The organism is Seonamhaeicola algicola, assembly GCF_007997385.1.
Classification (GTDB): Bacteria; Bacteroidota; Bacteroidia; order Flavobacteriales; family Flavobacteriaceae; genus Seonamhaeicola; species Seonamhaeicola algicola.
This window is the reverse complement of sequence record NZ_VOSC01000012.1, coordinates 136248-162415: the sequence shown is the minus strand read 5'-3', so window position 1 is coordinate 162415 and position 26168 is coordinate 136248. Positions and strand designations below refer to the sequence as shown.

The 26168-nt window shown below is 32.6% G+C and carries 24 protein-coding genes and 1 tRNA gene; 17 read left to right on the top strand and 8 right to left on the bottom strand.

The annotated features are described in order from the left end of the window. Nucleotides 1-58: 58 nt before the first annotated feature. From nadD to FUA26_RS03215, 3 genes are all read right to left on the bottom strand, one after another. Complete coding sequence (gene nadD, locus FUA26_RS03225) at nt 59-640, bottom strand: nicotinate (nicotinamide) nucleotide adenylyltransferase (protein WP_147131490.1); 582 nt, start codon at nt 638-640, stop codon at nt 59-61. Between the two features lie 2 nt (nt 641-642). Beyond that, on the bottom strand, nt 643-1230 hold the full coding sequence (gene gmk, locus FUA26_RS03220) for a guanylate kinase (protein ID WP_147131487.1): 588 nt from the start codon (nt 1228-1230) through the stop codon (nt 643-645). 75 nt (nt 1231-1305) lie between these two features. Then, nucleotides 1306-2163, bottom strand: a complete 858-nt coding sequence (locus FUA26_RS03215) for a YicC/YloC family endoribonuclease (RefSeq protein WP_246109058.1) — start codon at nt 2161-2163, stop codon at nt 1306-1308. Nucleotides 2164-2282: 119 nt separating this feature from the next. Between FUA26_RS03215 and FUA26_RS03210 the strand changes: the two genes are divergently transcribed. Beyond that, nucleotides 2283-3305, top strand: a complete 1023-nt coding sequence (locus tag FUA26_RS03210) for a LacI family DNA-binding transcriptional regulator (protein WP_147131485.1) — start codon at nt 2283-2285, stop codon at nt 3303-3305. A 69-nt stretch (nt 3306-3374) separates the two neighbouring features. Here FUA26_RS03210 and FUA26_RS03205 read toward each other — a convergent pair whose 3' ends face one another. From FUA26_RS03205 to FUA26_RS03190, 4 genes are all read right to left on the bottom strand, one after another. Continuing rightward, entirely contained in the window at nt 3375-5027 is a 1653-nt protein-coding gene (locus tag FUA26_RS03205) for a sodium:solute symporter (protein WP_147131482.1), read from the bottom strand. Nucleotides 5028-5029: 2 nt separating this feature from the next. Next, the gene (xylA, locus tag FUA26_RS03200) at nt 5030-6337 is read right to left on the bottom strand and encodes a xylose isomerase (protein WP_147131479.1); all 1308 of its coding nucleotides are present in this window, start codon (nt 6335-6337) and stop codon (nt 5030-5032) included. Nucleotides 6338-6339: 2 nt separating this feature from the next. Then, on the bottom strand, nt 6340-7824 hold the full coding sequence (locus tag FUA26_RS03195) for a xylulokinase (protein ID WP_147131477.1): 1485 nt from the start codon (nt 7822-7824) through the stop codon (nt 6340-6342). Nucleotides 7825-8143: 319 nt separating this feature from the next. Further along, a tRNA-Leu gene (locus tag FUA26_RS03190) sits at nt 8144-8225 on the bottom strand. Nucleotides 8226-8370: 145 nt separating this feature from the next. Here FUA26_RS03190 and FUA26_RS03185 point away from each other — a divergent pair. The 3 genes from FUA26_RS03185 to pth all read left to right on the top strand — a co-directional run bounded on the left by FUA26_RS03185 (nt 8371) and on the right by pth (nt 10693). Further along, nucleotides 8371-9312 (top strand): ribose-phosphate pyrophosphokinase, encoded by a 942-nt coding sequence (locus FUA26_RS03185; protein ID WP_147131474.1) that lies wholly within the window; start codon nt 8371-8373, stop codon nt 9310-9312. Nucleotides 9313-9362: 50 nt separating this feature from the next. Further along, nucleotides 9363-9980, top strand: a complete 618-nt coding sequence (locus FUA26_RS03180; RefSeq protein ID WP_147131471.1) for a 50S ribosomal protein L25/general stress protein Ctc — start codon at nt 9363-9365, stop codon at nt 9978-9980. Nucleotides 9981-10126: 146 nt separating this feature from the next. Beyond that, nucleotides 10127-10693: an aminoacyl-tRNA hydrolase gene (pth, locus tag FUA26_RS03175; RefSeq protein ID WP_394344908.1), complete on the top strand. Its 567-nt coding sequence runs from the start codon at nt 10127-10129 to the stop codon at nt 10691-10693. A gap of 20 nt (nt 10694-10713) precedes the next feature. On the opposite strand, the gene FUA26_RS03170 is transcribed toward pth, so the two are convergent. Next, nucleotides 10714-14154 carry a reprolysin-like metallopeptidase gene (locus FUA26_RS03170; RefSeq protein WP_147131465.1) on the bottom strand — a complete coding sequence of 1147 codons (3441 nt, stop codon included), beginning with the start codon at nt 14152-14154 and terminating at the stop codon, nt 10714-10716. 70 nt (nt 14155-14224) lie between these two features. Between FUA26_RS03170 and FUA26_RS03165 the strand changes: the two genes are divergently transcribed. The 13 genes from FUA26_RS03165 to FUA26_RS03110 all read left to right on the top strand — a co-directional run bounded on the left by FUA26_RS03165 (nt 14225) and on the right by FUA26_RS03110 (nt 26099). Continuing rightward, on the top strand, nt 14225-15160 hold the full coding sequence (locus FUA26_RS03165; protein WP_147131462.1) for a bifunctional riboflavin kinase/FAD synthetase: 936 nt from the start codon (nt 14225-14227) through the stop codon (nt 15158-15160). Beyond that, complete coding sequence (locus FUA26_RS03160) at nt 15153-16469, top strand: HTTM domain-containing protein (protein ID WP_147131459.1); 1317 nt, start codon at nt 15153-15155, stop codon at nt 16467-16469. The genes FUA26_RS03165 and FUA26_RS03160 overlap by 8 nt, the downstream gene beginning before the upstream one ends. A 45-nt stretch (nt 16470-16514) precedes the next feature. Next, on the top strand, nt 16515-17786 hold the full coding sequence (serS, locus tag FUA26_RS03155) for a serine--tRNA ligase (protein ID WP_147131457.1): 1272 nt from the start codon (nt 16515-16517) through the stop codon (nt 17784-17786). 166 nt (nt 17787-17952) lie between these two features. After that, entirely contained in the window at nt 17953-18075 is a 123-nt protein-coding gene (locus FUA26_RS15840) for a hypothetical protein (RefSeq protein ID WP_262712115.1), read from the top strand. Nucleotides 18076-18305: 230 nt separating this feature from the next. Next, on the top strand, nt 18306-20081 hold the full coding sequence (locus tag FUA26_RS03150; RefSeq protein ID WP_147131455.1) for a tetratricopeptide repeat protein: 1776 nt from the start codon (nt 18306-18308) through the stop codon (nt 20079-20081). Between the two features lie 122 nt (nt 20082-20203). Further along, nucleotides 20204-20533 carry a DUF4286 family protein gene (locus tag FUA26_RS03145; protein WP_147131452.1) on the top strand — a complete coding sequence of 110 codons (330 nt, stop codon included), beginning with the start codon at nt 20204-20206 and terminating at the stop codon, nt 20531-20533. A 13-nt stretch (nt 20534-20546) separates the two neighbouring features. Next, nucleotides 20547-21323, top strand: coding sequence for a 16S rRNA (adenine(1518)-N(6)/adenine(1519)-N(6))-dimethyltransferase RsmA (gene rsmA / locus FUA26_RS03140; RefSeq protein ID WP_147131450.1), 777 nt, complete (start codon nt 20547-20549; stop codon nt 21321-21323). A 38-nt stretch (nt 21324-21361) separates the two neighbouring features. Then, on the top strand, nt 21362-22738 hold the full coding sequence (mgtE, locus tag FUA26_RS03135; RefSeq protein WP_186826845.1) for a magnesium transporter: 1377 nt from the start codon (nt 21362-21364) through the stop codon (nt 22736-22738). A 55-nt stretch (nt 22739-22793) separates the two neighbouring features. Continuing rightward, a complete protein-coding gene (locus tag FUA26_RS03130) occupies nt 22794-23732 on the top strand; it encodes a 2-hydroxyacid dehydrogenase (RefSeq protein ID WP_147131447.1) in 939 nt (312 codons plus the stop codon). Between the two features lie 113 nt (nt 23733-23845). Next, a complete protein-coding gene (locus FUA26_RS03125; protein WP_147131444.1) occupies nt 23846-24217 on the top strand; it encodes a VOC family protein in 372 nt (123 codons plus the stop codon). A gap of 11 nt (nt 24218-24228) precedes the next feature. Further along, a complete protein-coding gene (locus tag FUA26_RS03120; protein WP_147131442.1) occupies nt 24229-24684 on the top strand; it encodes a DUF1801 domain-containing protein in 456 nt (151 codons plus the stop codon). A 103-nt stretch (nt 24685-24787) separates the two neighbouring features. Further along, complete coding sequence (locus tag FUA26_RS03115) at nt 24788-25546, top strand: sulfite exporter TauE/SafE family protein (protein WP_147131439.1); 759 nt, start codon at nt 24788-24790, stop codon at nt 25544-25546. A 109-nt stretch (nt 25547-25655) separates the two neighbouring features. Next, a complete protein-coding gene (locus tag FUA26_RS03110; RefSeq protein ID WP_147131437.1) occupies nt 25656-26099 on the top strand; it encodes a YtxH domain-containing protein in 444 nt (147 codons plus the stop codon). Nucleotides 26100-26168: the final 69 nt, after the last annotated feature.

Here is a 26168-nt window from a genome sequence, read left to right as displayed (position 1 = left end):
TTTAAATGCCAGTTTCAAAGGTTAAGTTTGAAAAAAATTCTTTCACACTTATTTATTGCTAGTTTTTATAAAAATTCATCTCATCTATATATTGCCAAACAGATTTTGATAGTAGTGGCTGTACATTTTTGCCTTCTTTTATGGCGTTACGTATAAAGGTTGATGATATTTCCATAATAGGCGCATTTACCATGTGTATTTTAGGGTGGTTGTTGTATTGCGAAGTACTTTTGTCATTAGAAATTCTTGGATACACATACATGTGGTAGTTTTCTAAAATAACATTGGCGTTTTTCCATTTATGAAAATGGTTCAAATTGTCTTCGCCCATAATTAAACTAAATGTATGCTGTGGATATTTTTCTTCTAAATGCGCTAAGGTGTTAATGGTGTAGTTTGGTTGTGGTAAATTAAACTCAATGTCACTTGGTTTTAGTTTTGAATAGGTTTCGGTAGCTCTAAATACGAGTTCTAAACGTTGGTAGTTATCAAGTAATGAGCTTTTCTTTTTAAACGGATTGTGTGGTGTTACTACAAACCAAATTTCATCTAAATTACTATATTCGGCCATATGGTTAGCAATAACCAAGTGCCCAATATGAATGGGATTAAAGGACCCAAAGTACAACCCAATGTTCATGTTTATGAATTTATAAAATTACTTACCAGTGTATGTGCATCTTTAAAGGCGCTTTCTAAATTATCATTAATAACAATTTCATCAAATAGAGGTGCTGTTGCTAATTCGGCCGAGGCTTTAGCAACACGCATGCTTATTTTTTCTGGGCTTTCAGTTTTGCGTTTTTTTAGTCTTATTTTAAGCTCATCAATACTTGGTGGTTTAACAAAAATAGCTAAAGTTTGTTCAGGGTATTTGCGTTTTATACGCAAGCCACCAGATACGTCAATATCAAAAATAACATGTTTGCCCATGGCCCAAATACGCTCTACTTCGGTTTTTAAAGTGCCGTAAAAGTTATCTCTATACACTTCTTCCCACTCTAAAAATTCTTCGTTTTTAATTTTGGTTTTAAAATCTTTTGCCGAAAGAAAATAATAATCTTTTCCGTTTACCTCAGTGCCACGTTTATCACGAGAGGTTGCCGATATTGAAAATTCTAAATTTAATTCTGGTTTGCTTAATAAATGCCTAACAATGGTTGTTTTTCCTGAACCTGATGGTGCTGAAAATACTATGAGTTTACCTTGTTTTGTTGTGTTGTTTTCCAAAAGTTATGTTTTTTGAATTGAGGTTTAAATAAGTTTAACCTTTTTATTGTTTTACTAAAAAAGGTTTGCTTAAAATTAAAGCACATTTAATAATTGTTCTTTAATTTTTTCAAGCTCATCTTTCATTTGTACAACCAATTGTTGCATGGGTGCATAATTACTTTTAGAGCCAATGGTGTTTATTTCTCGGCCTATTTCTTGGCTAATAAATCCTAATTTTTTTCCGTTAGAATCTTTAGTTTTTAAAGTTTCAATAAAATAGTTTAAGTGGTTTTTTAAACGGACTTTTTCTTCGGTAATATCAAACTTTTCAATGTAATACACCAATTCTTGCTCAAAACGGTTTTCGTCGTATTTTTCTTTTAATTCTTCAACACCTTTAAGTAAACGTTCTCTAACGGCTTCAACACGAAGCGGGTCCATTTCAATTACTTTTTCAAGAATATTTTCAATTGTGCTAACACGTTCTGTAAAGTCTTTTTCTAAAACATTTCCTTCATCTAACCTGTATGCTGTTAGTTTAGTAACGGCATTGTTAATTTCGGTTTGTATGGCTTTCCATTCGTTATCATCAATTTCTTCTCTTACAGTATTTAAGGCATCGGGAAACCTTACGGCCATTTTTAATAGTTCAATGGCATCACCATCAACAACGTCTTTTAATTGGTTTATGTATTGTTTTACAACAGGTTTGTTAATTTGAGATGAGGTGTCTTCGCCTGTAACTTCAACATAAATTGAAAAATCTATTTTTCCACGCACCAAAGCATCGGCTAATTGTTTTCTAATGGCCAATTCTTTTTCTCTGTAAATAGAAGGCATTCTTGCGTTTAAATCAAGATTTTTACTGTTTAGAGATTTTAGCTCTATAGTAATTTTTTTGGTAGGCAGTTGCAAAACAGATTTTCCGTAACCTGTCATTGAATAAATCATAAACGTGTGTATTAAGTTCTACAAAGGTAATTAAAACAAGTAAAGCGCATAAAATACTAAGCATAAGTAATAAATAAATTTAATAAATACCTAAATTAGCCTACTTTTCTATTTTAAAAATGAAGAAGCGTATAACACTTAAGCATATAGCTAATGAGTTTGAAGTATCTATAGCAACAGTATCAAAAGCATTAAATGATAGCTATGAAATTAGTGTTAAAACTAAAGAAAAAATACAACAATATGCTAGGGCTCATAACTATAAGCCCAACAGCGTAGCTCTTAGTTTGCTTAATAAAAAAACTAAAACTATTGGTGTTATTATACCCAATATTATGAATAACTTTTTTGCTAAAGTATTTGTAGGTATTGAGGAAAAAGCTGCTGAAAAAGGGTATAGTTTAATTTCGTGTATTTCAAACGAATCACATGAAAAAGAACTTAAAACTATGGAGCTTTTAAAAAATGGCACGTTAGATGGTTTTATAATTTCATTAGCCGAAGAAACACAAGAAAAAGAACAATATCAGCACTTAAAAAATGCTATAAATGAAGGGGTGCCTTTGGTAATGTTTGACCGTGTTACTGATGAAATTACATGCGATAAAGTTATTGTTGATGATTTTGAAGGTGCGCGTCATGCTACCAACCATTTAATAAAAACAGGTTGCAAGCGTATTGCTTTAATATCTGTAATTGATAATTTAAGCGTTGGAAAACTAAGAGCACAAGGTTATGAACAGGCATTAATTGAAAATAACATAACTATTAACCCTAAGCATATTGTGAAAATTGGCAAAAATGAAGACTTTGAAACAGCTATGAAAATTGTTTTAGCCGATAAAACTATTGATGGGTTGTTGTGTTTAGAAGAAAGTAGCGCGGTACAATCATTAGAATTGGTAAAACGTATGAAATACCAAATACCAGAAAATTTATCTATAATCTGTTTTACAAATGGGCCATTACCACAATATGTATCGCCTAAAATAACAACCATTAGTCAGCATGCTAAATACATTGGTGAAACAGCTGCAACAATGCTAATAAAAAGATTGGAAAGCACCACTGAAATCCCTTTTGAAACAAAAGTGGTTAAAACGAGCTTAATTGAACGCGAAAGCACTAAAAAGTTAGCATAAAACTAAATAAAAAGCCCTGTTAGAATAATATTAACAGGGCTTTTTAAAAACTTAATTAACAAAAAATAATTATCCTGTAAAATAGCTTAAAACACCAATTACCAGAATAACTAATATTATAGATAACACAATATCAATTGTATCATAACTTCCTTTGTTTTCTTGTTTTTGCTCTTCAGTAAGTGTTCCAAATGATAGGCCAACAATAGCTTTATAATCAGGAGCGTTTGTTGCTAAACTTACCGAGATACAAAGTATTACAGAAAAGATAAACATAAATATGGCCATGTGCGCAAAATTAATAGTTGCAAAACCATACATTAAGTTGTTCAATTCTTCGCCAGCAGCAATTTGTGGTTGAAAATAAATTTCAGAACCTAAACGAAGAATTAATAAAAATAACCCAGCTAAAAGCGTTGTAATAGCAGCTTTGGCGTTTACGCGTTTCCAAATAATACCTAAAAGAAAAACAGCTGTTACAGGTGGTGCAATGTATGATTGTACATTTTGAAGGTATTGATACATAACACCTCCACCAATTTTTTCCATTATAGGAATCCAAATAATTCCTAAGATAACAATGAATCCCGTTGCTATTTGTCCTATTTTAACCAGTTTAGCTTCGGTCATATTAGGTTTTAGCTTCTTATAAATGTCTATTGTGAAAATTGTAGAGCACGAGTTAAAAACAGATGCTAACGAACTCATTAAAGCAGCCATTAAACCTCCAGCTACCAAACCTTTTAAACCAACAGGTAAAAGTGTTTTTACAAGCATTGGGAACGCTCTATCTGCCTTTTCAACCGAAAACATTTCAGGATTTTGAATTGATAAAGCAAAAGCAATAATACCAGGTATTAAGAAAATTAAAATAGGTAATAGTTTTAAATAAGCGCCAAAAATAGCGCCTCGTCTACCAATTTTAATGTTGTTAGCGGCCAATGTGCGTTGTACAATATATTGGTCTGTACACCAATACCAAATACCTACAATAGTGCCTCCAATGAGTAAGCCTGTCCATGGAAATTGCGGATCGCTCATGGGGCGCCACATATTAAAATGATCAGGACTTACAGATGTTACAGTTTCACGCAATTGTCCCCATCCACCAACTTCTTGTAACCCTAAAAAAGTAATGATTATAGAGCCTAAAATGAGTATAACAGTTTGTAAAGTTTCAGTATAAATTACAGCCTTCATACCGCCAACTACAGTGTAAATACCTGTAAAAACTACAATGCCAATGGCACCATACCAGAAAGGAATTCCTAATAATTCAGAAACCACAATACCACCGGCATATATGGTTACAGATACTTTTGTAAGCACATAAGCAACTAATGAGAAAACGGATAAAAACCAACGAGAACGTGCGTCAAATCGTTTCTCTAAAAATTCAGGCATTGTAAAAGCCCCACTTCTTATGTAAAATGGCAAGAATAACCAGCCAAGAAGTAAAACTATCCAAGCATGTAACTCGTAGTGAGCCATGGGTGTACCAGATTCAAACCCTGTGCCCGCAAGCCCTACAACATGTTCGGAGCCAATATTAGAAGCAAAAATTGAAGCACCAATTACAAACCAGCCAACGTTTCTACCTGCTAAAAAATAATCTTCGGTGTTTTTGTTTTTTTGAAGCACTACCCAAACGGCAACAGCTACAAGGGCTAAAAAATAGATACCTAAAACAACCCAATCTAATCCTTCTAATACCGAACTCATAATTAAATGTATTGGTTAATAATATTTTCGAATAACTCTTGCTTACCACTAGTTAAAGGCAACTCACCATTATCATTAGCAATATTATAAAGCGCTTTTAAATCTAATTTTCCAGCTTCAAAATCTTTGCCTTTTCCAGTGTCAAAAGAACTATAACGTTCAGTTCTTAAGTTGTTATATTGTGAAGAAGATATGATTTTATCTGCAGTAATTAAAGCACGTGCAAAGGTATCGGCACCACCAATATGAGCTAAGAAAACATCTTCTAAATCTGTTGAGTTTCTTCTAATTTTAGCATCAAAATTAACACCTCCACCTTGTAAACCACCTGCTTTTAGGAATACTAACATAGCCTCGGTAGTTTCTTGGATGTTGTTTGGGAACTGGTCTGTATCCCAACCATTTTGGTAATCACCTCGGTTAGCATCAATACTTCCTAACATGCCTGCAGCGGCAGATACTTCTAATTCATGCTGAAATGTGTGTTGTGCTAATGTAGCATGGTTAACTTCAATATTCATTTTGAAATCTTTATCTAAACCATATTCTTTCAAGAACCCGATAGCTGTTGCAGCATCAAAATCATACTGATGTTTCATTGGTTCCATAGGTTTTGGTTCAATAAAGAAAGTACCATTAAACCCTTGACCTCTAGCATAATCTCTAGCCATTGTAAGGAGCTGCGCCATGTGGTCTAACTCACGTTTCATGTCTGTATTTAATAAAGACATATAGCCTTCACGACCGCCCCAAAACACATAGTTTTCACCGTTTAATGCAATGGTAGCATCTAAAGCTAATTTTATTTGTGCGCCTGCTCTGGCAACCACATTAAAATCTGGGTTGGTAGCAGCACCGTTCATGTATCTTGGATTAGAAAAACAGTTGGCAGTACCCCAAAGTAGTTTTTTGCCTGTTTCGGCTTTTTTCTCTTTGATATATTCAACAATGGTTTGAAGCCTTTTTTCAGATTCCGCTAAAGTTGGTGCCTCTTGTACTAAATCAAAATCATGAAAACAGAAATAATCAAATCCCATTTTAGAAATGAATTCAAAAGCAGCATCAGCTTTATCTTTTGCAGCCTGAATAGGGTCTGAAGCTTTATCCCAAGCAAAATTTTGTGTTCCAGGACCAAATGGGTCTGCACCTTGCCCGCAAAACGTATGCCAGTAGGCAATGGCAAATTTAAAATGCTCGCGCATGGTTTTTCCTGCCACAACTTGGTCTGGGTTATAATATTTAAACGCTAAAGGGTTATCAGATTCTTTTCCTTCGTATTTAATAGCATCAATGCCTTTAAAGTATTCCATTGTTATTTATTCTTTAATATAATTTCTAATTCTTTTTTCCAGTTTTTATATGCTTGCAGGTATGGCGTTTTGTTTTCAGAAGGTTTAAACGTCATTACATAATCGTTATTAGTAATATTAGCGCCAAATTTTTCAAAATCACCATCGGTTAAACCTGCGGCTCTTGCGGCACCAACGGCTCCAGTGGTGTTGTAAATTTCAATGTCATGGCCAATTAAAGTGGCTACAGTATTTGAGAAAATTTCGGCTCTAAATAGGTTGTCGTTACCTGCTCTAATTACATTTATTTCGGCATTGTCATTTTTTAAAATTTCCATTCCGTATACAAAGGCAAAGGCAATACCTTCTAAAGCTGCCCTACATAAATGTGCATTATTATGAAGATTTAGGTTGAAATTTAAAAAATGTGCGCCTACATTTTTGTTGTTTAGCATGCGCTCAGCACCATTTCCAAAAGGAATAATAGCAACACCATTAGACCCAATAGCTACCTCGGCAGCTTTTTTATTCATAGCTTCATACGAATTTATGCCAATATTATCTTTGAGCCAGCGGTACATAATACCGCAACCGTTAATGCATAAAAGCTTACCAACAGTAGTGTTGTTTTTGGTGTAATTTACGTGTGTAAAATGATTAATTCTTGAAGATTCTTTAGATTTTAAGGTGTTTGAAACCGCATACAATACGCCCGATGTGCCACCAGTAGCAGCAACTTCACCATTGTTAAAAATGTTTAGCGATAGTGCATTGTTTGGTTGGTCTCCAGACCTATAGTTTACGGGTACACCTTCGGGTATTCCTGTATCTTCAAAAGCTTTTTTATTAGTTACGCCTTGGTTGGTAAAATTATCAACTATTGCTGGAGTTAAATCTTTATCAATACCATAATAGTTCAATAAAGATTCAGCTAATGTGTTATTTTTATAATCCCATAAAATACCTTCAGATAAACTGTTTTTTGTGGTAACAATATTGCCGGTTAATTTATATGCAATATAATCACCTGGTAACATGTATTTATAAATTTGCTTATAAATTTCAGGTTCATTTTCTTTTACCCATTTTAATTTTGAAGCTGTAAAATTCCCTGGAGAATTTAGTAAATGTTCTGCGCAAAAATCTTCGCCTAAACCTTTATGGGCATCGTTTCCTATGGCAACGGCTCTACTATCGCACCAAATTATTGAATTTCTTAGCGGATTACCATCTTTATTAACAATAACCAAACCGTGCATTTGGTATGAAATACCAATACCCGATATTTTTGAGGCATCAATATTAGTTTCTACAATAACACGTTTTATAGCTTTACAGGCATATTGCCACCACATATTGGGGTCTTGTTCTGCCCAATCATTTTGAAGCGCCAAAATTTCCATTTCATTTTCGGGCTCGTTTAAGCTTAAAATGTTCTTGCCAGAAGCGGCATTAACCAGTGCTACTTTAACAGACGAACTGCCAATATCTAATCCTATGTAATACAAAATTTAGTGTTTAGTTGGTAAATTAAACCTGTTGAGATTTGGTTTAATATGGTTTTGTAAACTTAAAAGTATTTATTTATTGGTAATTTTTACAAAATAATGTTTTTTATGGCGTATTCTATGTGTTTTGTTTTTTTAATTTTGGGTAAATAGTATACTGTTTTAAAGCGCTGAAACTACAGTAAAATAAAGGGTTTTAACAGAATTTATTTTAAGGTTTTGTTGTTGCTTAGTGCAACTTAAACCTTTAAGTAAGTTTTTAAAAGTTGCTTAAAAAAGAAAAAGCTCCATTGTTAAAATGAAGCTTTTTTAAGATATGTACTCAAGGTGGGAATCGAACCCACACTTCCGAAGAAACTGGATTTTGAATCCAGCGCGTCTACCAATTCCGCCACTTGAGCATTTAAAGGACAGCAAAAATAGTTTTTTTTTCAATATTAAGCACAAAAATTATAGTCATAATACTTTATAGGTTAAAATAAATGTATAAATTTGCACCTCGTTAAAAAACGGGTAGCTTAAATACTAAAAAACAACACATTAACTATGCCTACTGTAAATACCGAAGCTAAAATATTTGCCTGTACACAAAGCGAAGTTCTTGGTAAGAAAATAGCTAAAGCTTTTGGCGAAGATTTAGGTAACGTAATAACTTCTACATACAGTGATGGAGAGTTTCAACCATCATATGAAGAATCTATACGTGGTGCCAGAATATTTATAATAGGTTCAACAAATCCAGGGCCACAAAACCTCATGGAAATGTTGTTAATGATTGATGCTGCTAAACGTGCTTCAGCAAGACATATAACTGCTGTTATGCCGTATTTTGGTTGGGCAAGACAAGATAGAAAAGACAAACCAAGAGTGCCAATTGCCGCAAAATTGGTAGCTAAAATGTTAGAAGCAGCAGGTGCAACCCGTATAATTACCATGGATTTACATGCAGATCAAATACAAGGTTTTTTTGAAAAGCCAGTTGATCATTTGTTTGCATCTACCATATTTTTACCATACTTACAAAGTTTAAATTTAGATAACCTAACAATAGCATCGCCAGATATGGGAGGTTCAAAAAGAGCATATTCATATTCTAAAGCATTAAAAAGTGATGTTGTTATATGTTATAAGCAACGTGCAAAAGCCAATGTAATTTCTCATATGGAATTAATAGGTGATGTTACAGGAAAAAATGTAGTACTTGTTGATGATATGGTTGATACAGCAGGAACGCTAACTAAAGCAGCCGATTTAATGATGGAACGTGGCGCTTTAAGTGTAAGAGCAATTTGTACACACCCAATATTATCGGGTAAAGCGTATGATAATTTAAAGAAATCTAAATTAGAAGAATTAATAGTAACAGACTCTATACCACTAACGCAAGAAAGCGAAAAAATTAGAGTGTTAAGTTGTGCAGATTTGTTTGCCGATGTTATGAAAAAAGTACACAACAACAGTTCTATTAGTTCAACATTTGTAATGTAATGCTAGTTGGCATTATAAAAATAGAATATTAATTAAATTTTAAATAGAAAATGAAATCGATTACAATCAACGGATCTCAAAGAGAAAGCGTGGGCAAAAAAGCAACTAAAGCCTTACGTAATGCTGGACAGGTTCCTTGCGTATTATACGGAGGAGACAAGCCAGTGCATTTTGCAGCACAAGAGTTAGACTTCTCTAACTTGGTTTACACACCAAATGCGCATACAGTTGTAATTACTTTAGAAAACGGCGAAACTTACAATGCTATTTTACAAGATATCCAGTTTCACCCTGTAACAGATAGAATTTTACACATAGATTTCTATCAGTTATTTGATGATAAAGAAATTACTATGGATATTCCAGTATCATTTGTAGGTAACTCTAGAGGTGTTAAAAATGGTGGTGTTTTACGTAAAAACAAACGTAGCTTAAGAGTAAAAGCTTTACCAGCAAACTTACCAGATTTTATTGAGGCAGATATTACGCCTTTAAAAATTGGGGGTAAATTATACATTACTACTTTAGAAAATGATGCATACAAATTTATGCACCCAGATAACACAGTTGTATGTCAAGTAAGACGTTCTAGAGCTTCTATGAACGTTGAAGATGAAGATGATGAAGATGAAACAACTGATGCAGAAGCACCAGCAGCTGAAGCATAAGTAGCAAACTTATAAATAACAAAAAGCATTCTGTTTTCAGGATGCTTTTTTATTTTTACACAAATTTGTAACATGCAATGTGTAAATTTATTTTCAATTTATTAAAAAAAAGACAAAGTGCTTTTAGTGTTGAAGAACAAAACGAGATGAAAAAATTTTTAGTAGTAGGCTTAGGAAATATAGGAGAAAAATATGAAAATACACGCCACAATATTGGCTTTAAAGTGTTAGATACATATGCAAAAAATGAAGACCTAACATTTCAAACCGATAAATTGGGCGATGTAACATCACACAAATTAAAAGGGCGTACCATTATTTTTTTAAAACCTAGCACATACATGAATTTAAGCGGAAAAGCTGTGCAATATTGGTTAACAAAAGAAAAAGTGCCTTTAGAAAATTTATTAATCATTACAGATGATTTAAACTTACCCTTTGGTAGCTTAAGGTTAAAAACTAAAGGAAGTGATGGTGGCCATAATGGTTTAAAAGACATACAAGCAAAACTAAATACAACAGCCTATAATCGTTTTAGGTTTGGCATAAGTGATACTTTTAGTAAAGGCAGGCAAGTAGATTATGTTTTAGGTGAATGGAATGATGATGAAATGAGTAAACTAAAAGAGCGCCTACAAAAATCTACCCAATTAATACAATCATTTGTTTTGGCTGGCGTAAGCAATACTATGAATACTTTCAACGGAAAGTAGTTAATGGTAAATGAGTGTTTTTATTTAACAATAATTTTTTTAGTTTCTTTTTTTATACCATCTGAAATATTTACAAAATAAACACCTGCTAGCGGATATTGTAACAACGTATTTTCTTCAAAATCGGCACCAGTGTTATAAGTTTTTTTGTAAATAAAGCGGTTTCTAATATCAAATATTTCAACAGTAATAGGTCTTGAAAGCGCACCGTTAAGCCTTATAGTAAACGCACCATCATTAGGGTTAGGGTATAAAATTAGGTTTTCAAAACCATTGTTTTCAATACTTATTGTGGGTGCTACTTGTATTGTATAATCTTCGGTTTCTCCATCTGTATCATTATTTGTTGCACTAGGTTCAATAGTGCCAGAACTTCCAGCATAACTTGTTGCAACACGCATTATGGTATTTCCTAAAACAGCATTAATAGGAATTTGTATTGTGAAAGGCGAATTGCTTGTTGCTGTATTTGAGGCATTGGTAGCAGCGCCTAAATTATAAGCTTCGTCTTCTGAAAACATAGTATCTTGGTTCCAATCTATCCATGCTTTTGTTATGCTAGAAAAGTTTCTTTCGGTGCTAACATTTACCGTTAGTTGGTATTCTGAATCACGATTAACAGTGGTTGAAACATCAGTAAAATCAGAATAGTTTGATGTTTTTCCTGATACTTGGTTAATAGTATTAAAGTTAACTAACGTAATTGATGTATCATACGAATCACTTGAGCCAACAATATTAATGGTGTAATCTTCAACTTCACCATCAAAACCATTTTCACAAGTTGTTGGCAAACCATCATCTTTAAATTTAGTAGATACACGCATAATTGTATTGCCTATTACAGCGTTATTAGGCACTAAAATAGGTAGGCTACTGTTTTGGGTTGCACCATTAGCTACATTGGTTGCATCGCCTAAATTGTATGTTTCGCCAGCATCATCAAAACTACAGTTTTGGTTCCAATCTATCCACACACGTGTGTTAGTGGTAAAATCACCATCGGTGTTAACTCTTACGGTTAAATTATACGTGTCGTTTCTGTTTACATCTGTTGATACGTTAGTGTAATTGCTATAACCACTGGGTTTTGCAGATGTTTGATTTATAGTATTAAATTGTACAAATGTGGTACTTGTATTGTATTCTGTATTGGCTACAGATTCACACAAACCATTATAAAAGGGTAAGTTAAAATTGGTGTTTTTTGTAATAGAGTTTGATGCACCTGTAACTGTTATAGTGTAATTGCCTTGCGGTGTATTGTTTAAATTAGTAACGGTCATGGTAACGCTGCCAGAGTTTGTCATGTTTGTTGGTGAAAAACTTACGGTGCTACCAGCAGGATTGTTTGATGCACTAAAGGTTGTAGTTTCATTAAAGCCGTTTGCGGCTTCATAATCAAAAGTATAGGTTACACTTGTGGCGTTACACTCAATAGGTGCTAAAGTTTCATTTACAATAAAAAAGTCTGGGTTAGTTGATATTGAAAAGTTAAAATCAGATACATCATAAAAAATATTATCTGCTGCTTCAATTAAAATTCTAGCATTGTCAGTATCTGCAAAAGCAGGAACATTATAAGTAAATGAACCAGTATTAGGGGTGTTTGTTGCTATAACAGTATCAAAAGTAACGCCGCCGTTAGTAGACAAAAGAATATTAACATTTTGGCAATTAATGGTAGCGTTATTAGTTTCACCAACCACCCATTCTATTGTTTGTGTGCTACCTTGCGCCCAGGATATTGGGTTTATAACACTAAAAGGTGTAACATCTTCTACAGTAATTTGCATGGTATCGTAACTTGATTGCCCACCAGTAGCATTATTTGGTGCGCGGTCTCTTACGGTTAAAGCCCAATTTAAAGTACGCGCAACATTGGCAACTGTTTCCCAATCGCTACCAAGTGTTGGGTCTGTTTGCTCAATATTTCCTGCTAAAACACTATTAAAATTAGGAATATATCTATTAGAAGAGCTGCTTGGAGGCAAAGATCTATTCATAGAACCTGTGGTTAATGAAGGCCCAAAGTTTAAAAAATTAGTAACACCATTATCTATTTGTTCCCAGCAAAAAGTTAGGTTATCGGTGCTGTTGGCATCAGTGGCATTTCCTTTTAAAACATATGGTGTGCTTTTGGGTATGTTGTAATTGTTACCGGCGTTTGCACTTGGTGGATTGTTAGTAATACCTTCAGTGGTTTGGCAGCTTTTAGTGGCAATATTATCAAGAATTTGTTTTATACTGTGGTAATGAAAGTAGTCATCGCCACTAAGTTCAACATTATTTGCACCTTCTAAACCCGCATAACCCATAATGGTAGAGCCGCTACCAGGTTCAGAGTTTACGCCTGTGCCTTCGCTTTCAAAAGCCCATGTGTGGTTAGCACCCATTTGATGCCCAATTTCATGTGCTACAAAATCTATATCAAACAAATCGCCTTCAGGAACATTATTTGATGGCGATGTAAATGCACTTCCTTTTTCATTATTCACACAAACACAACCAATACAACCTGCGTTTCCGCCACCACCCGAGGCTCCAAAAAGATGGCCAATATCGTAATTAGCTTCTCCAATAACACTTGTTAGTGTGTTTTGAATTTCAGAGGTCCAAGCACCATCAACACCAGTGTTAGACTCTGAATATGGATCTGTGTTAGCATTGGTGTAAATTATTTGATCATTGTTAGCAATAAGTTCAAACCTTACAGCCATATCGGTTTCAAAAACTTCATTAACTCTATTTAGTGTTGTGTTTATTGCTGCTAAGGCATTGGCTACAGTGCCACCGTGGTATGCGGTATATTCGCCAGTTACAGAAATAGCAATTCTAAATTTTTGAAGCGTTTGATTGTTGGCTCCACCTTCATTTACTTTTGAAGTTGTATTTTTAGATTTTGCTAATTTATTTAAAGCACTAAAGGTTTTACATTCCATGTGGTTTGATAACCCTTCATGATCATTTTTGCTGTATAATACATATTGGTTAGCGTTTTTTGTAACAGGTTGCATAAACACATTAGGCTTATCAATGTAAGTAATCATGGTTTGTACACCACTAGGGGAAACACTCATGCGTAATCTGGCTCCAGAATTATTAGCACTAAAACCAATATACGATTTAATATTAGGAAATTTAGCAGCCAATTCTGGTGCAAAAACAGGCGCTTCAAAAATATTGAAAGCTTCTAAATGGCCATGTATTCCAGGAATAAATATGGTTGTTTTATGTGAATTTTTAGCAGAAAACCTTAAAGAAGCATTAGCAATGCTTGTATTAAAGTGATTTATATTTAAAGTGAAAAAATGGGCATTATCTCTTTGTATTTCTAACTTAGAAAGGGCTGAGGTATTTTCAATGTTTTTTAATTTTTTCCAAGAATATGTTTGCGCAAATCCTGAAAATGCTGTTAAAACCATTGCTATTGAAAAAACATAATGTAGTTTTGTTTTCATAAGGTTGTACAGGGCAATTTTTTAAACAAATCTAGCCTTTTTAAATTAATATAACAATTAAGCTCTATAAATGAGTGAAGTAAAAAATATAACAGCATACAAATCTAATGAGCCAACAGTGGTTACTATTGGTACTTTTGATGGGGTGCATATTGGCCATAAAAAAATTATAAATAGGCTGGTTAATACGGGTAAAATAGAAGGGTTAAAATCGGTTATTTTAACATTTTTTCCGCATCCAAGAATGGTGTTACAAAAAGATGCCAACATAAAATTAATTAATACTATTGAAGAAAGACGTAGTATTTTAGAAGCTGCAGGCATAGACCATTTACTTGTAAAAGAGTTTACACATGAGTTTTCTAGACTTAGTGCCGAAGATTTTGTTGTGAAGTTATTACTAGACAAATTAAACGCTAAAAAAGTTATTATTGGCTATGACCACCGTTTTGGAAGAAATAGAAGAGCGGATATTAACGACCTAAAAACTTTTGGCGAACAATATAATTTTGATGTTGAAGAAATATCAGTACAAGATATTGACGATGTTGCAGTAAGTTCAACAAAAATTAGAAAAGCACTTGTTGAAGGCCATATTGAAAAGGCAAACCTATACTTAGGCTATAATTACATGCTTACTGGCACAGTAACAAAAGGTAAAGGCTTAGGTAGGCAACTAAACTATCCTACAGCTAATTTACACATTGAAGAAAACTACAAACTAATACCAAAACAAGGTGCTTACATTGTGAAAGCAACTATTGAAAGCACAACGGTTTTTGGTATGATGAATATTGGTACAAACCCAACAGTAAATGGTAGTAAAGAAACCATTGAGGTACATTTTTTTAATTTTAATAAAGATATTTACAACACAGCTATAAAAATTGAACTGTTAAAACGCTTAAGAGATGAGCAAAAGTTTGAGTCTGTAGAAGCGCTAAAAGCACAATTAAATAAAGACAAAAAAATAGCACAAGATTATATAGCATTAAAACATGGTTAATTCGTGGTTATTTAAACATATTGATAACAGTGCGCTTATAGTTTTTAGAGTAATATTTGGGTTATTATGTTTTTTAGAGTCTGTTGGTGCTGTTTTTACTGGTTGGGTAAAAACCACGCTTGTAGAGCCTAAATTTACATTTTCATTTATTGGTTTTGAGTGGTTACAACCATTACCCGGAAATGATATGTATATTTATTACATAATTATGGGTGTTTTTGGTTTACTCATAATGGTTGGTTATAAATACAGGTTTAGTATGTTAGCCTTTACGCTAATGTGGGCAGGCACATATTTTATGCAAAAATCATCATACAATAATCATTATTATTTGCTTATGCTATTAAGTTGTATTATGATTTTTTTACCAGCAAATACGTATGCTTCGTTTGATGCAAAACAAAACCCAAGTATAAAAAGCTTTTCAATGCCATTGTGGTGTAAATGGGTTTTTGTTATTCAGCTTTTAATAGTTTATACCTATGCCTCTGTGGCTAAATTATATCCAGATTGGCTAAATACTAGTGTTTTAGAATTGCTTATGAAATCTAAAGAAAACTACCCTATTGTTGGTAGTTTTCTACAACAAAAATGGTTGCACTACGTGTTGAGTTATGGCGGTATTTTTTTTGATGGGTTCATTATTCCGTTGTTGCTGTTTAAACCAACCAGAAAGTATGTTTTTGTAGTGTCTATTTTCTTTCATTTATTTAATTCGTTTATATTTCAAATAGGCATATTTCCGTATTTATCGTTAGCATTTTCATTGTTCTTTTTTGAGCCCAAAACCATTCAGAAGTTATTTTTAAAAAAGAAACCGTTTTATACTGATAATAACATAAAAGTACCACCATATAAAAATAGTTTATTAGCAGTTTTCAGTATTTATTTTATACTTCAAATAGCATTGCCATTACGTCATCATTTTATTGAAGATGATGTTTTATGGACAGAAGAAGGACATAGATTATCATGGCGCATGATGCTTCGTAGCCGCGGCGGATATGCCACTTACCGTATTAAAAACAATGATACAGGCGCAACCACTATTGTTAATTTAAATGATTACTTAACAAGAAAACAAAAACATGGTGCCACTACAAAGCCCGATTTTATTTGGCAGTTTTCACAATATTTAAAAAAGAAATACAAAAACGAAGGACAAAATATTTCAGTATTTGTAACCAGCAAAGTAAGTATAAATGGGAAACCTTTACAGCCATTAATAAATTCTGAAATAGATTTAGCAAACACCAATTGGCAAATGTTTAAGCATAACAACTGGATTTTACCTTCAAAACAAGACTAAATAAATTAGTAATTTCCTAAATTTGTCGCTTAAATTTTTCAACGTATGTTACAAGTACCATTTATTAGAGAAAACAAAGATTTGGTTATAGAGCGTTTAACAAAACGAAATATTGATGCAACGCAAGATATAAATCAAATAATCTCTTTTGACGAAGACAGAAGACGCATTCAAACTGAATTAGATAATACCTTAGCCGAATCTAACGCATTATCAAAAGAAATTGGCATGCTTTTTAAGTCCGGAAACGTTGAAAAAGCCAACGAAATAAAAGCTAAAACAGGTGAGTTAAAAGAAGCTTCAAAACAATTAACCGAAGATTTAAACAATGCTACCAATGCTTTAAATGAATTGCTGTATAAAATTCCTAATGTACCAAACAGTATTGTGCCTAAAGGAAATACAGATGAAGATAATGAAGAGGTGTTTAAAGAAGGTGATATTCCTGTTTTACATGAAGGCGCATTACCGCACTGGGAATTAGCCAAAAAATATGATATTATAGATTTTGAACTTGGTAATAAAATTACAGGCGCTGGTTTTCCGGTATATAAAGGTAAAGGAGCCAGATTACAACGTGCTTTAATTAGTTACTTTTTAGATAAAAACACCGAAGCAGGTTACACAGAGTTTCAGTTGCCACATTTGGTAAACGAAGCTTCAGGGCTAGGTACAGGGCAATTGCCTGATAAAGAAGGGCAAATGTACCACGTAACCGCCGATAATTTATATTTAATACCAACTGCCGAGGTACCAGGAACCAATATTTTTAGAGATGTGGTTTTAAACGAAGCAGAATTACCAGTAGCCATTACAGGTTACACACCATGTTTTAGGCGCGAAGCAGGAAGTTACGGTGCACATGTAAGAGGTTTAAATAGGTTACACCAATTTGATAAAGTTGAAATTATTAGGGTAGAACACCCAACAAAATCTTATGAAGCTTTAGATGGTATGGTAGCACATGTTAAAACCATTTTACAAGAACTTAAATTACCATATAGAATTTTAAGACTTTGTGGTGGAGATTTAGGATTTACATCAGCTTTAACATATGATTTTGAAGTGTTTTCAACAGCACAAGATAGGTGGTTGGAAATATCATCAGTCTCTAATTTTGAAACCTTTCAAGCCAATCGTTTAAAGTTAAGATTTAAAAATGCCGAAGGTAAAAATGAACTGGCTCACACATTAAACGGTAGTTCATTAGCATTGCCTAGAGTGTTGGCAGGTATTTTAGAAAATTACCAAACTAAAGATGGTATTGTTGTGCCTGATGTTTTACAACCATATACTGGTTTTAAAATTATTAATTAAAAGCAAAATATTTTGAAGTAAAAAACTCACTTTTATAGTGGGTTTTTTATTTTTTATCGATTAAATGCATGTTAAACATGTTGTTTAACGATTTTTTAGTAGGTTTTTTTGTCTTTCTACATTTATTTTAGAAGTTAGCTATACCAAATCTATCAACCTACTAACCATGAAAAATTTAAAGCGCATAATCATTTTAATAGCCTTAGTATTTTTTGCAGGAAAGGTGTTGTTTTCAGATTTTAAAATTGATAAATCAGAAAATAACGTAACGGCCTACGCAGAAAAATAAGCTTTATTATTTCTAAGATTTAAAATTTTTATAACTAAAATGTCCTGAATCTTAACAAACTGTTGTTTTTAAATTTAACGGTAGTTAATGGAACATTTATTTTTGGTTGGTTAGGATGCCCGAAATGTATTTTTCGGGCATTTTTGTTTTTAAAGGTCAAATAACATACAAACGTTAAGGTTTATAATAATATTTACAAGTACTAGCACACCATTTATTATATTTACATCATGAGATTGTTTTTGGTACTATTTTTAATGTTTTCGGCCAGCTTGTTTGCACAAGATGAAACCTTGGCTTTAAACTATTTTGAAAAAGGCAATTATGAAAAAGCCTTACATGAATACCAAAAGCTATATGCCCAAAGCACATCAAACATAAATTACATTTATAAAATTATTGAAACTCACCAGCAGTTAGAACAGTTTGATGCTGCTGAAGCTTTTTTACTAAAACTCATTACCAAAAAAAATTATCCTGCATTTTTGGTAGAATTAGGGTTTAATTTTCAGCTAAAAAACAATATAGATAAGGCCAACCAATATTACAAAGAAGCCCTAGATTTTATAAATGAAAGACCAAGCCATGTATACGCTGTGGCAAGAGCATTTCAAAATCATGCCTTATTAAATGAAGCCATTAACGCTTACGAAAAAGCTATGGCGCTTAACAGTAGTTATAATTTTAGTATACAATTAGCTCAGTTGTATGGAGAGCAAGGGCATATTGAAAAAATGTTTAATAGTTATTTAGATTTTACTCAAATAAACCCTGCCGCTTTACCCGATATAAAACGTAGAATAAATGAATTTTTAGGTGAAAGTGGCAATCATGAAAATAACATACTTTTTAAAAAAACATTGCTGAAAAAATTACAACAAGAGCCCAATGTACTTTGGAATCAGTTATTAAGTTGGTTGTTTATTCAGCAAAAAGATTTTAACAAGGCGTTTATACAAGAAAAAGCCATTTTTAATAGAAAACCCGAAAGTTTAGATAGAATTTTAGAACTCGCTTTAATTGCTGTAAATGATAACGATATAGAAATAGCCACACAAATACTTAATTACATAATAACCACCGCGCAAGATACAGACACAAAGCTTAATGCTCATTACACCTTATTACAGTTAGAAACCAAACAGAGTAATGCCAATAATTACAGCGCTATAAATGATAAATATTTAAAATTATTTGAAACGTTTGGTAAATTTTCACAAACCTTAAACTTACAAATTGCTTATGGCCATTTTTTAGCTTTTTATAAAAATGATACCAATGCTGCCATTAGTTTTTTAGAAGAAACATTAGAGTTGCCTATATCGCAAATACAAAAAGCAGAGGTAAAATTACAGTTAGGCGATATTTTAGTGTTACAAGAAAAGTTTAATCAAGCACTTATTTACTACACGCAAATACAACGCAATTTAAAAAATAGTACCATATCACAAGAGGCGCGTTTTAGGGTTGCAAAGGCTAGTTATTATAAAGGCGATTTCAAATGGGCAGAGTCTCAATTAAAAATTCTAAAATCATCAACATCGCAGCTTATAGCTAATGATGCGCTAGATTTAAAGTTGTTAATATCAGATAATAAATACGAAGATTCACTTCAAACAGCATTAAAACTGTATGCAAAGGCAGATTTGCTGGCCTTTCAAAATAAAAAAGATGAGGCAATAACCGTTTTAAACAAAATTTTAAACAACCATAAAACCGAGCCCATAATTGCTCAAACATTATTTAAACAAGGGCAATTATTTAAAGACAAAAACCAAATAGAAAAAGCGGTTGCAAATTTTGAAACTTTAATAAAAAATTACAGTGATGGTATTTTGGTTGACGATGCCTATTTTCACCTAGCTCAAATATATGAAAAGCAGCTAAACCAACCAGAAAAGGCAAAAACCCTGTATGAGCAAATTATATTTAATCATGCAGATAGTATTTACTTTGTTGAAGCCCGAAAACGGTATAGAACCTTACGTGGTGATGCCATAAATTAAAATACAAAACTCAAAAACCAAATTCCAAAAATCAATACCATACCTTTGTACCTCAATAAAGGTTGTTAAAACATAATGTTTTTTTTGATGCTTTTTAATAAGAATTTGAACTTTTTACAATTATGATAATTTATAACGTAACGGCAAATATAGATCCGTCTATTCATGACGAATGGTTAACATGGATAAAAGAACACATACCACAAGTATTAGCAACAGGTAAATTTGATAAAGCCACACTAACCCGTGTTTTAGTAGAAGAAGACATGGGAGGCATAACCTATTCTATACAATACAGAGCCTATTCGCGCGAAGCTTTAAATGATTATTACAAAGAAGATGCCCAAAGGTTAAGAGCCGATGGCTTAAAGCGCTTTGCCGATAAAATGCTGTCTTTTAGAACCGAGTTAGAAATGATAGACGAGTATTTTGTAAACATAACTCCTAATTAAATACCCCACGCCAATGACGGTAAAAGCAAAAAAACATTTAGGTCAGCACTTTTTAAAAGACGAAAATATTGCCAAAAAAATTGCCGATACACTAACCTTAAACGGTTATAAAAACGTATTAGAAATTGGTCCGGGCATGGGCGTACTTACCAAGTATTTATTACAAAAAGATGTTGAAACTTATGTTATTGAAATTGATACAGAATCAGTAGAATATTTGCAAGCTAACTACCTAAATTTAGCGCCAAGAATTATAGAAAAAGACTTTCTTAAATATGATTTAACAGAGGTTTTTAATAACCAACCTTATGCCATTACAGGAAATTTTCCGTATAATATTTCATCACAAATAGTGTTTAAAACTTTAGAAAAGCGTCATCAAATACCAGAGTTTACAGGCATGTTTCAAAAAGAAGTAGCACAACGTATTTGCTCAAAAGAAGGTAGTAAAGTTTATGGTATTCTTTCAGTTTTAACACAAGCATTTTACGATGCCGAGTATTTGTTTACGGTGCCGCCAACGGTGTTTAATCCGCCACCAAAAGTAGATTCGGGTGTTTTAAGGCTTATCCGAAAAAAAGAATTCACATTACCCTGTAATGAAGCCCTCTTTTTTAAAGTAGTTAAACAAGCATTTCAACAACGCCGAAAAACACTTCGTAACAGTTTAAAAACATTCAATTTATCTAATAATTTAAAAGCAAATAGTATCTTTGGCCAGCGGCCAGAGCAATTACCAGTACAAGCGTTTATAGAACTTACGCTGCTTATTGAAAAAGATCAAGTATAAATATCACGCTAAGTGATTTCTATTTTCATCAGAATTATATGCAAGAGGAAAAAGAAAACATACAATTTCAGCTAACCGATGAACTTTTAGAGAAGGTTGAGTTACTAATCGAAACTAAAAACGATAAAGAACTTAAAACCTTAATGGATGATTTCCATTATGCTGATATTGCCGAAATTCTAGATGAACTTAATTTAGAGCAGGCCATGTACGTCATTAAACTATTAGATTCTGAAACTACTTCAGATATTTTAATGGAACTTGATGAAGACAACCGTGAAAAGGTATTAAAAAACCTTTCGGCCAAAGAAATTGCTGAAGAAATTGAAGAGCTTGATACTGATGATGCTGCAGATATGATTGCAGAATTACCAGAAGAACGCCAAAAAGCAGTTATTGATCAAATTGAAGATGAAGACCACAGAGCCGAAATTACAGAACTTTTAGCTTATGATGAAGATGTTGCAGGTGGTTTAATGGCAAAAGAGCTTGTAAAAGTATATGAAACATGGACGGTTGCGGGCTGTTTACGCAGAATTCGTGGGCAAGCCAAAGATGTTAAACGTGTACATTCTATTTATGTGGTTGATAAACAAGAACGTTTAATAGGGCGTTTATCATTAAAAGATTTAATTACAGCAAAAAGCGAACAAAAAATAGCCGACATTTATATTTCTAGTGTAGATTATGTAAATGTAAATGAAGATGCTGAAGAAGTTGCCAAAATTATGGCAAAGTATGATTTAGAGGCAATTCCGGTAGTTGAAAGCGATGAAAACAAAGTACTTTTAGGCCGTATTACCATTGATGATATTGTTGATGTTTTAAAAGAAGAAGCTGATAAAGATTACCAATTGGCAGCAGGTATATCAAAAGACGTTGAGGCTGATGATAGTATCTGGCAACTAACACGTGCCCGCTTACCATGGTTAATTTTAGGTTTGTTTGGTGGTTTAGGAAGTGTGTTTATTATGGAAAGTTATGAAGAAGCCTTAAACAGTTATAAAGAACTCTTTTTCTTCACACCACTTATTGCGGCCATGGCGGGTAATGTTGGTGTACAATCTAGCGCTATTATTGTTCAGGGTTTAGCTAATGATATTGTAAAAGGCAGCCTATTAAGCAGGTTATTAAAAGAAGTTGGTTTAAGTCTTATAAACGGTGCTGTTTTAGGTATTTTGGTAATACTTTTTGGTTTTGTAATGGATATGCAATTTAATTTCAGTATGACTATTGCCATTTCTATGATGTCTGTAATTATTATTGCAGCTTTAATAGGTACTTTTGTACCCATTATTTTAGATAAACGCGGTATTGATCCGGCCATAGCAACAGGTCCTTTTATTACAACAAGTAACGATATTTTTGGTATTTTCCTGTTTTTCTACATAGCAAAACTTATTTTAGGGTTTTAAATTTTTAAGTATAAAACACTCTAAAAAACCATAAATTTATCTTATAATTTTAGTCATGAAAATTCTTCATTTAGATACTAATCATCCGCTATTAATCAGTCAATTACAAAGCTTAGGGTTTGCAAATCATGAAGATTATACAGCTTCAAAATCTGAAATTGAAAGTAAAATATCAGCTTATGATGGTTTAATTATTAGAAGCAGATTTACAATAGATAAACAATTTTTAGATGCAGCCACAAACCTTAAGTTTATTGGTAGAGTTGGTGCCGGTTTAGAAAATATAGATTGTGAGTATGCCGAAAAAAAAGGCGTGTACCTAATTTCTGCACCCGAAGGCAATAGAAATGCTGTTGGCGAGCATGCCTTAGGTATGCTATTATCATTATTTAATAAGTTAAATAAAGCCGATTTAGAAGTTAGATCTGGCAAATGGCTTCGTGAAGAAAACCGAGGTATTGAGTTAGACGGAAAAACCGTTGGCCTTATTGGTTACGGTAATATGGGTAAAGCCTTTGCAAAAAAGTTAAAAGGTTTTGATGTTGAGGTTTTATGCTACGATATTAAAGATAATATAGCCGATGAAAACGCAAAACAAGTAAGTTTACAAGAACTTCAAGAAAAAGTTGATGTTTTAAGTTTACATACGCCACAAACACCACTAACGTTAAACATGGTTAATACCAATTTTATTAATGCCTTTAAAAAACCATTTTGGTTAATTAATACAGCACGTGGTAAAAGCGTAGTTACAAATAATTTGGTTTCGGCATTAAAAACAGGTAAAATTTTAGGCGCAGGTTTAGATGTTTTAGAGTATGAAAAAGCATCTTTTGAAAGTTTATTTTCTTCTGAAATGCCTGAAGCGTTTCAATATTTAATTCAAGCTAAAAACGTATTGTTATCGCCACATGTAGCAGGATGGACGGTTGAAAGTAATGAGAAACTTGCCCAAACTATTGTAGATAAAATTAAAGCGCGTTTTACCTTTTAGTAAACCTTAAGGAGTATAGCTTGCATAGGTTTGTTGTAAAAGCGCATAAATAATTTATTAACTTTAACAGCAACCCATTTTCTGCTTTTATGCCTACTTCAAAAAATATAATTATGAAACTAGGTGCATTTTCTGTGAGTTTAAATGTTAAAGACATTCAAAAGTCAAAAAACTTTTATGAGCATTTGGGGTTTACCGTTTTTGCTGGTGCTGTTTCAAATAATTACCTAATCATGAAAAATGGCAATGCGCTGGTAGGCCTTTTTCAGGGTATGTTTGAAAATAATATTTTAACTTTTAATCCAGGTTGGGATGAAAATGCTAATACGTTAAAAGATTTTACTGATGTAAGAAACATTCAAAAGCATTTAAAAAATAATGGCATAGCATTTATAAATGAAGCTGATGAAACTACAAAAGGTCCAGCAAGTGCTGTTTTAATTGATCCTGATGGAAACACAATTTTGCTAGATCAGCACGTTTAAAAGTTTTTAAAATGCAATATAACGCCAACACACCCGAAGACTACATAAACCAAGTGCCTAAAGAACGTCAGGCTGCTTTAAAAAAGTTACGGCAAGTAATTAATGATAATTTGCCAGAAGGTTTTAAAGAAGGTATGCAATATAAAATGATAGGGTATTTTGTGCCACACACAATATATCCAAATGGTTACCATTGTAACCCTAAAGAACCCTTACCTTTTATGAGTTTTGCTTCACAAAAACATACTATTAACCTTTATCATAGCGGTATTTATGCAAAAAAAGAATTATATAATTGGTTTGTTGCAGAATACGCCAAACACAGTAAACACAAGTTAGATATTGGTAAAAGTTGCATCCGTTTTAAATATATTGATGATATTCCGTTTGAATTAATTGCGGCATTAACTAAAAAAATAACCTGTAAGGAGTGGATTGAAATTTATGAGTCTGCAATAAAAAAATAAACATATATAGAAAAACAATAACTTTAATAGTTAAAATTAATTAATGAAATTTGTTTACAGTTTATAAAAACTATGGTAATACATTTCAACTACATATTTTAGTATGCTAGATATTCTTCAGCAGTATAATTTATCGGTTTATAAGTGGTTAGCAATTGGTCTTGCTGCCTTTGTTTTAGGTGCTTCAAAATCTGGTATAAAAGGCATTGGTATAGTAATAGTTATAATGTTGGCATTTGTTTTTGGCGAAAAAGCTTCAACTGGCGTATTATTACCAATGTTAATAAGTGCAGATGTTTTAGCAGTAAGTTATTACAACCGCCATACCCAATGGAAATTTATAAAAATGCTCTTACCTTCAATGATTTTAGGTGTTTTAGTAGGCGTTTGGGTAGGTGATACTATTTCTGAAATTGTTTTTAAACGCATAATGGCACTTATAATTATAGGTTCTATTGGAATTATGCTGTTTTTAGAACACCGAAAAAGTAATAGCATGCCAAATAATAAAGTATTTTCATATGCAATGGGTTTTATGGCTGGGTTTACAACCATGATAGGTAATTTGGCTGGCCCCATTTCAAATATTTATTTTTTAGCTATGCGTTTGCCAAAAAATGAATTTATTGGTACAGCTGCATGGTTATTTTTTATTATAAATGTGTTTAAACTACCGTTTCACTTTTTTGTATGGAAAACCGTATCTGTACAAACACTTACTTTAAACGCATGCTTATTTCCGGCTGTAGTTATTGGTTTCTTTTTGGGTGTAAAATTGGTAAAGCTTATATCAAACACAAACTACAGGCGTTTTATAATTGTTATAACTACTATTGGTGGCCTTGTTATGTTATTTAGTTAATAAACAATAACCTAGTAAATAGTTATGTTAAAAAAATAAAAGACGTATGATGCCAAATAAATTTTTAATTTATAAATTTATACTCTAACCATTTAAACAAATTTATATCATGTCTGATGAAAAGAATTTAAGCGATGACCTAAACGATATGTTAGGCGATGCTAAAGAAGGCGTAAAAAAAGCAGCAGATAAAGCTGAAGATTTTGCTGATGACGCCAAAGAAACAGCTAAAGAATTTACAAATGATGCCAAAGAAGTATTAAGTGATGGTAAAAATGTAGCAATAATTGCACATATTACTTTAATAGGATGGATTATTGCTTTAGTAATGAATAATGGTAATAAAACTGAATTTGCTTCATTCTACATTAGGCAAATGTTAGGGCTTATAATATGCTCATTTGTATTATGGTTTGTGCCTGTAGTTGGCTGGATTTTAAATCTTGTACTTATTGTTTTCTGGATTATGAGTTTAGTAGGTGCATTAGGTGGAGAAAAGAAAGAAACACCAGTTATTGGAAAGTTTTTTCAAGATTGGTTTAAGTCTCTATAAAAACAAAAAAGTCAAAATTTTATAATTTTGGCTTTTTTATTAATCTCTATTATCGTAATATTGCAATAT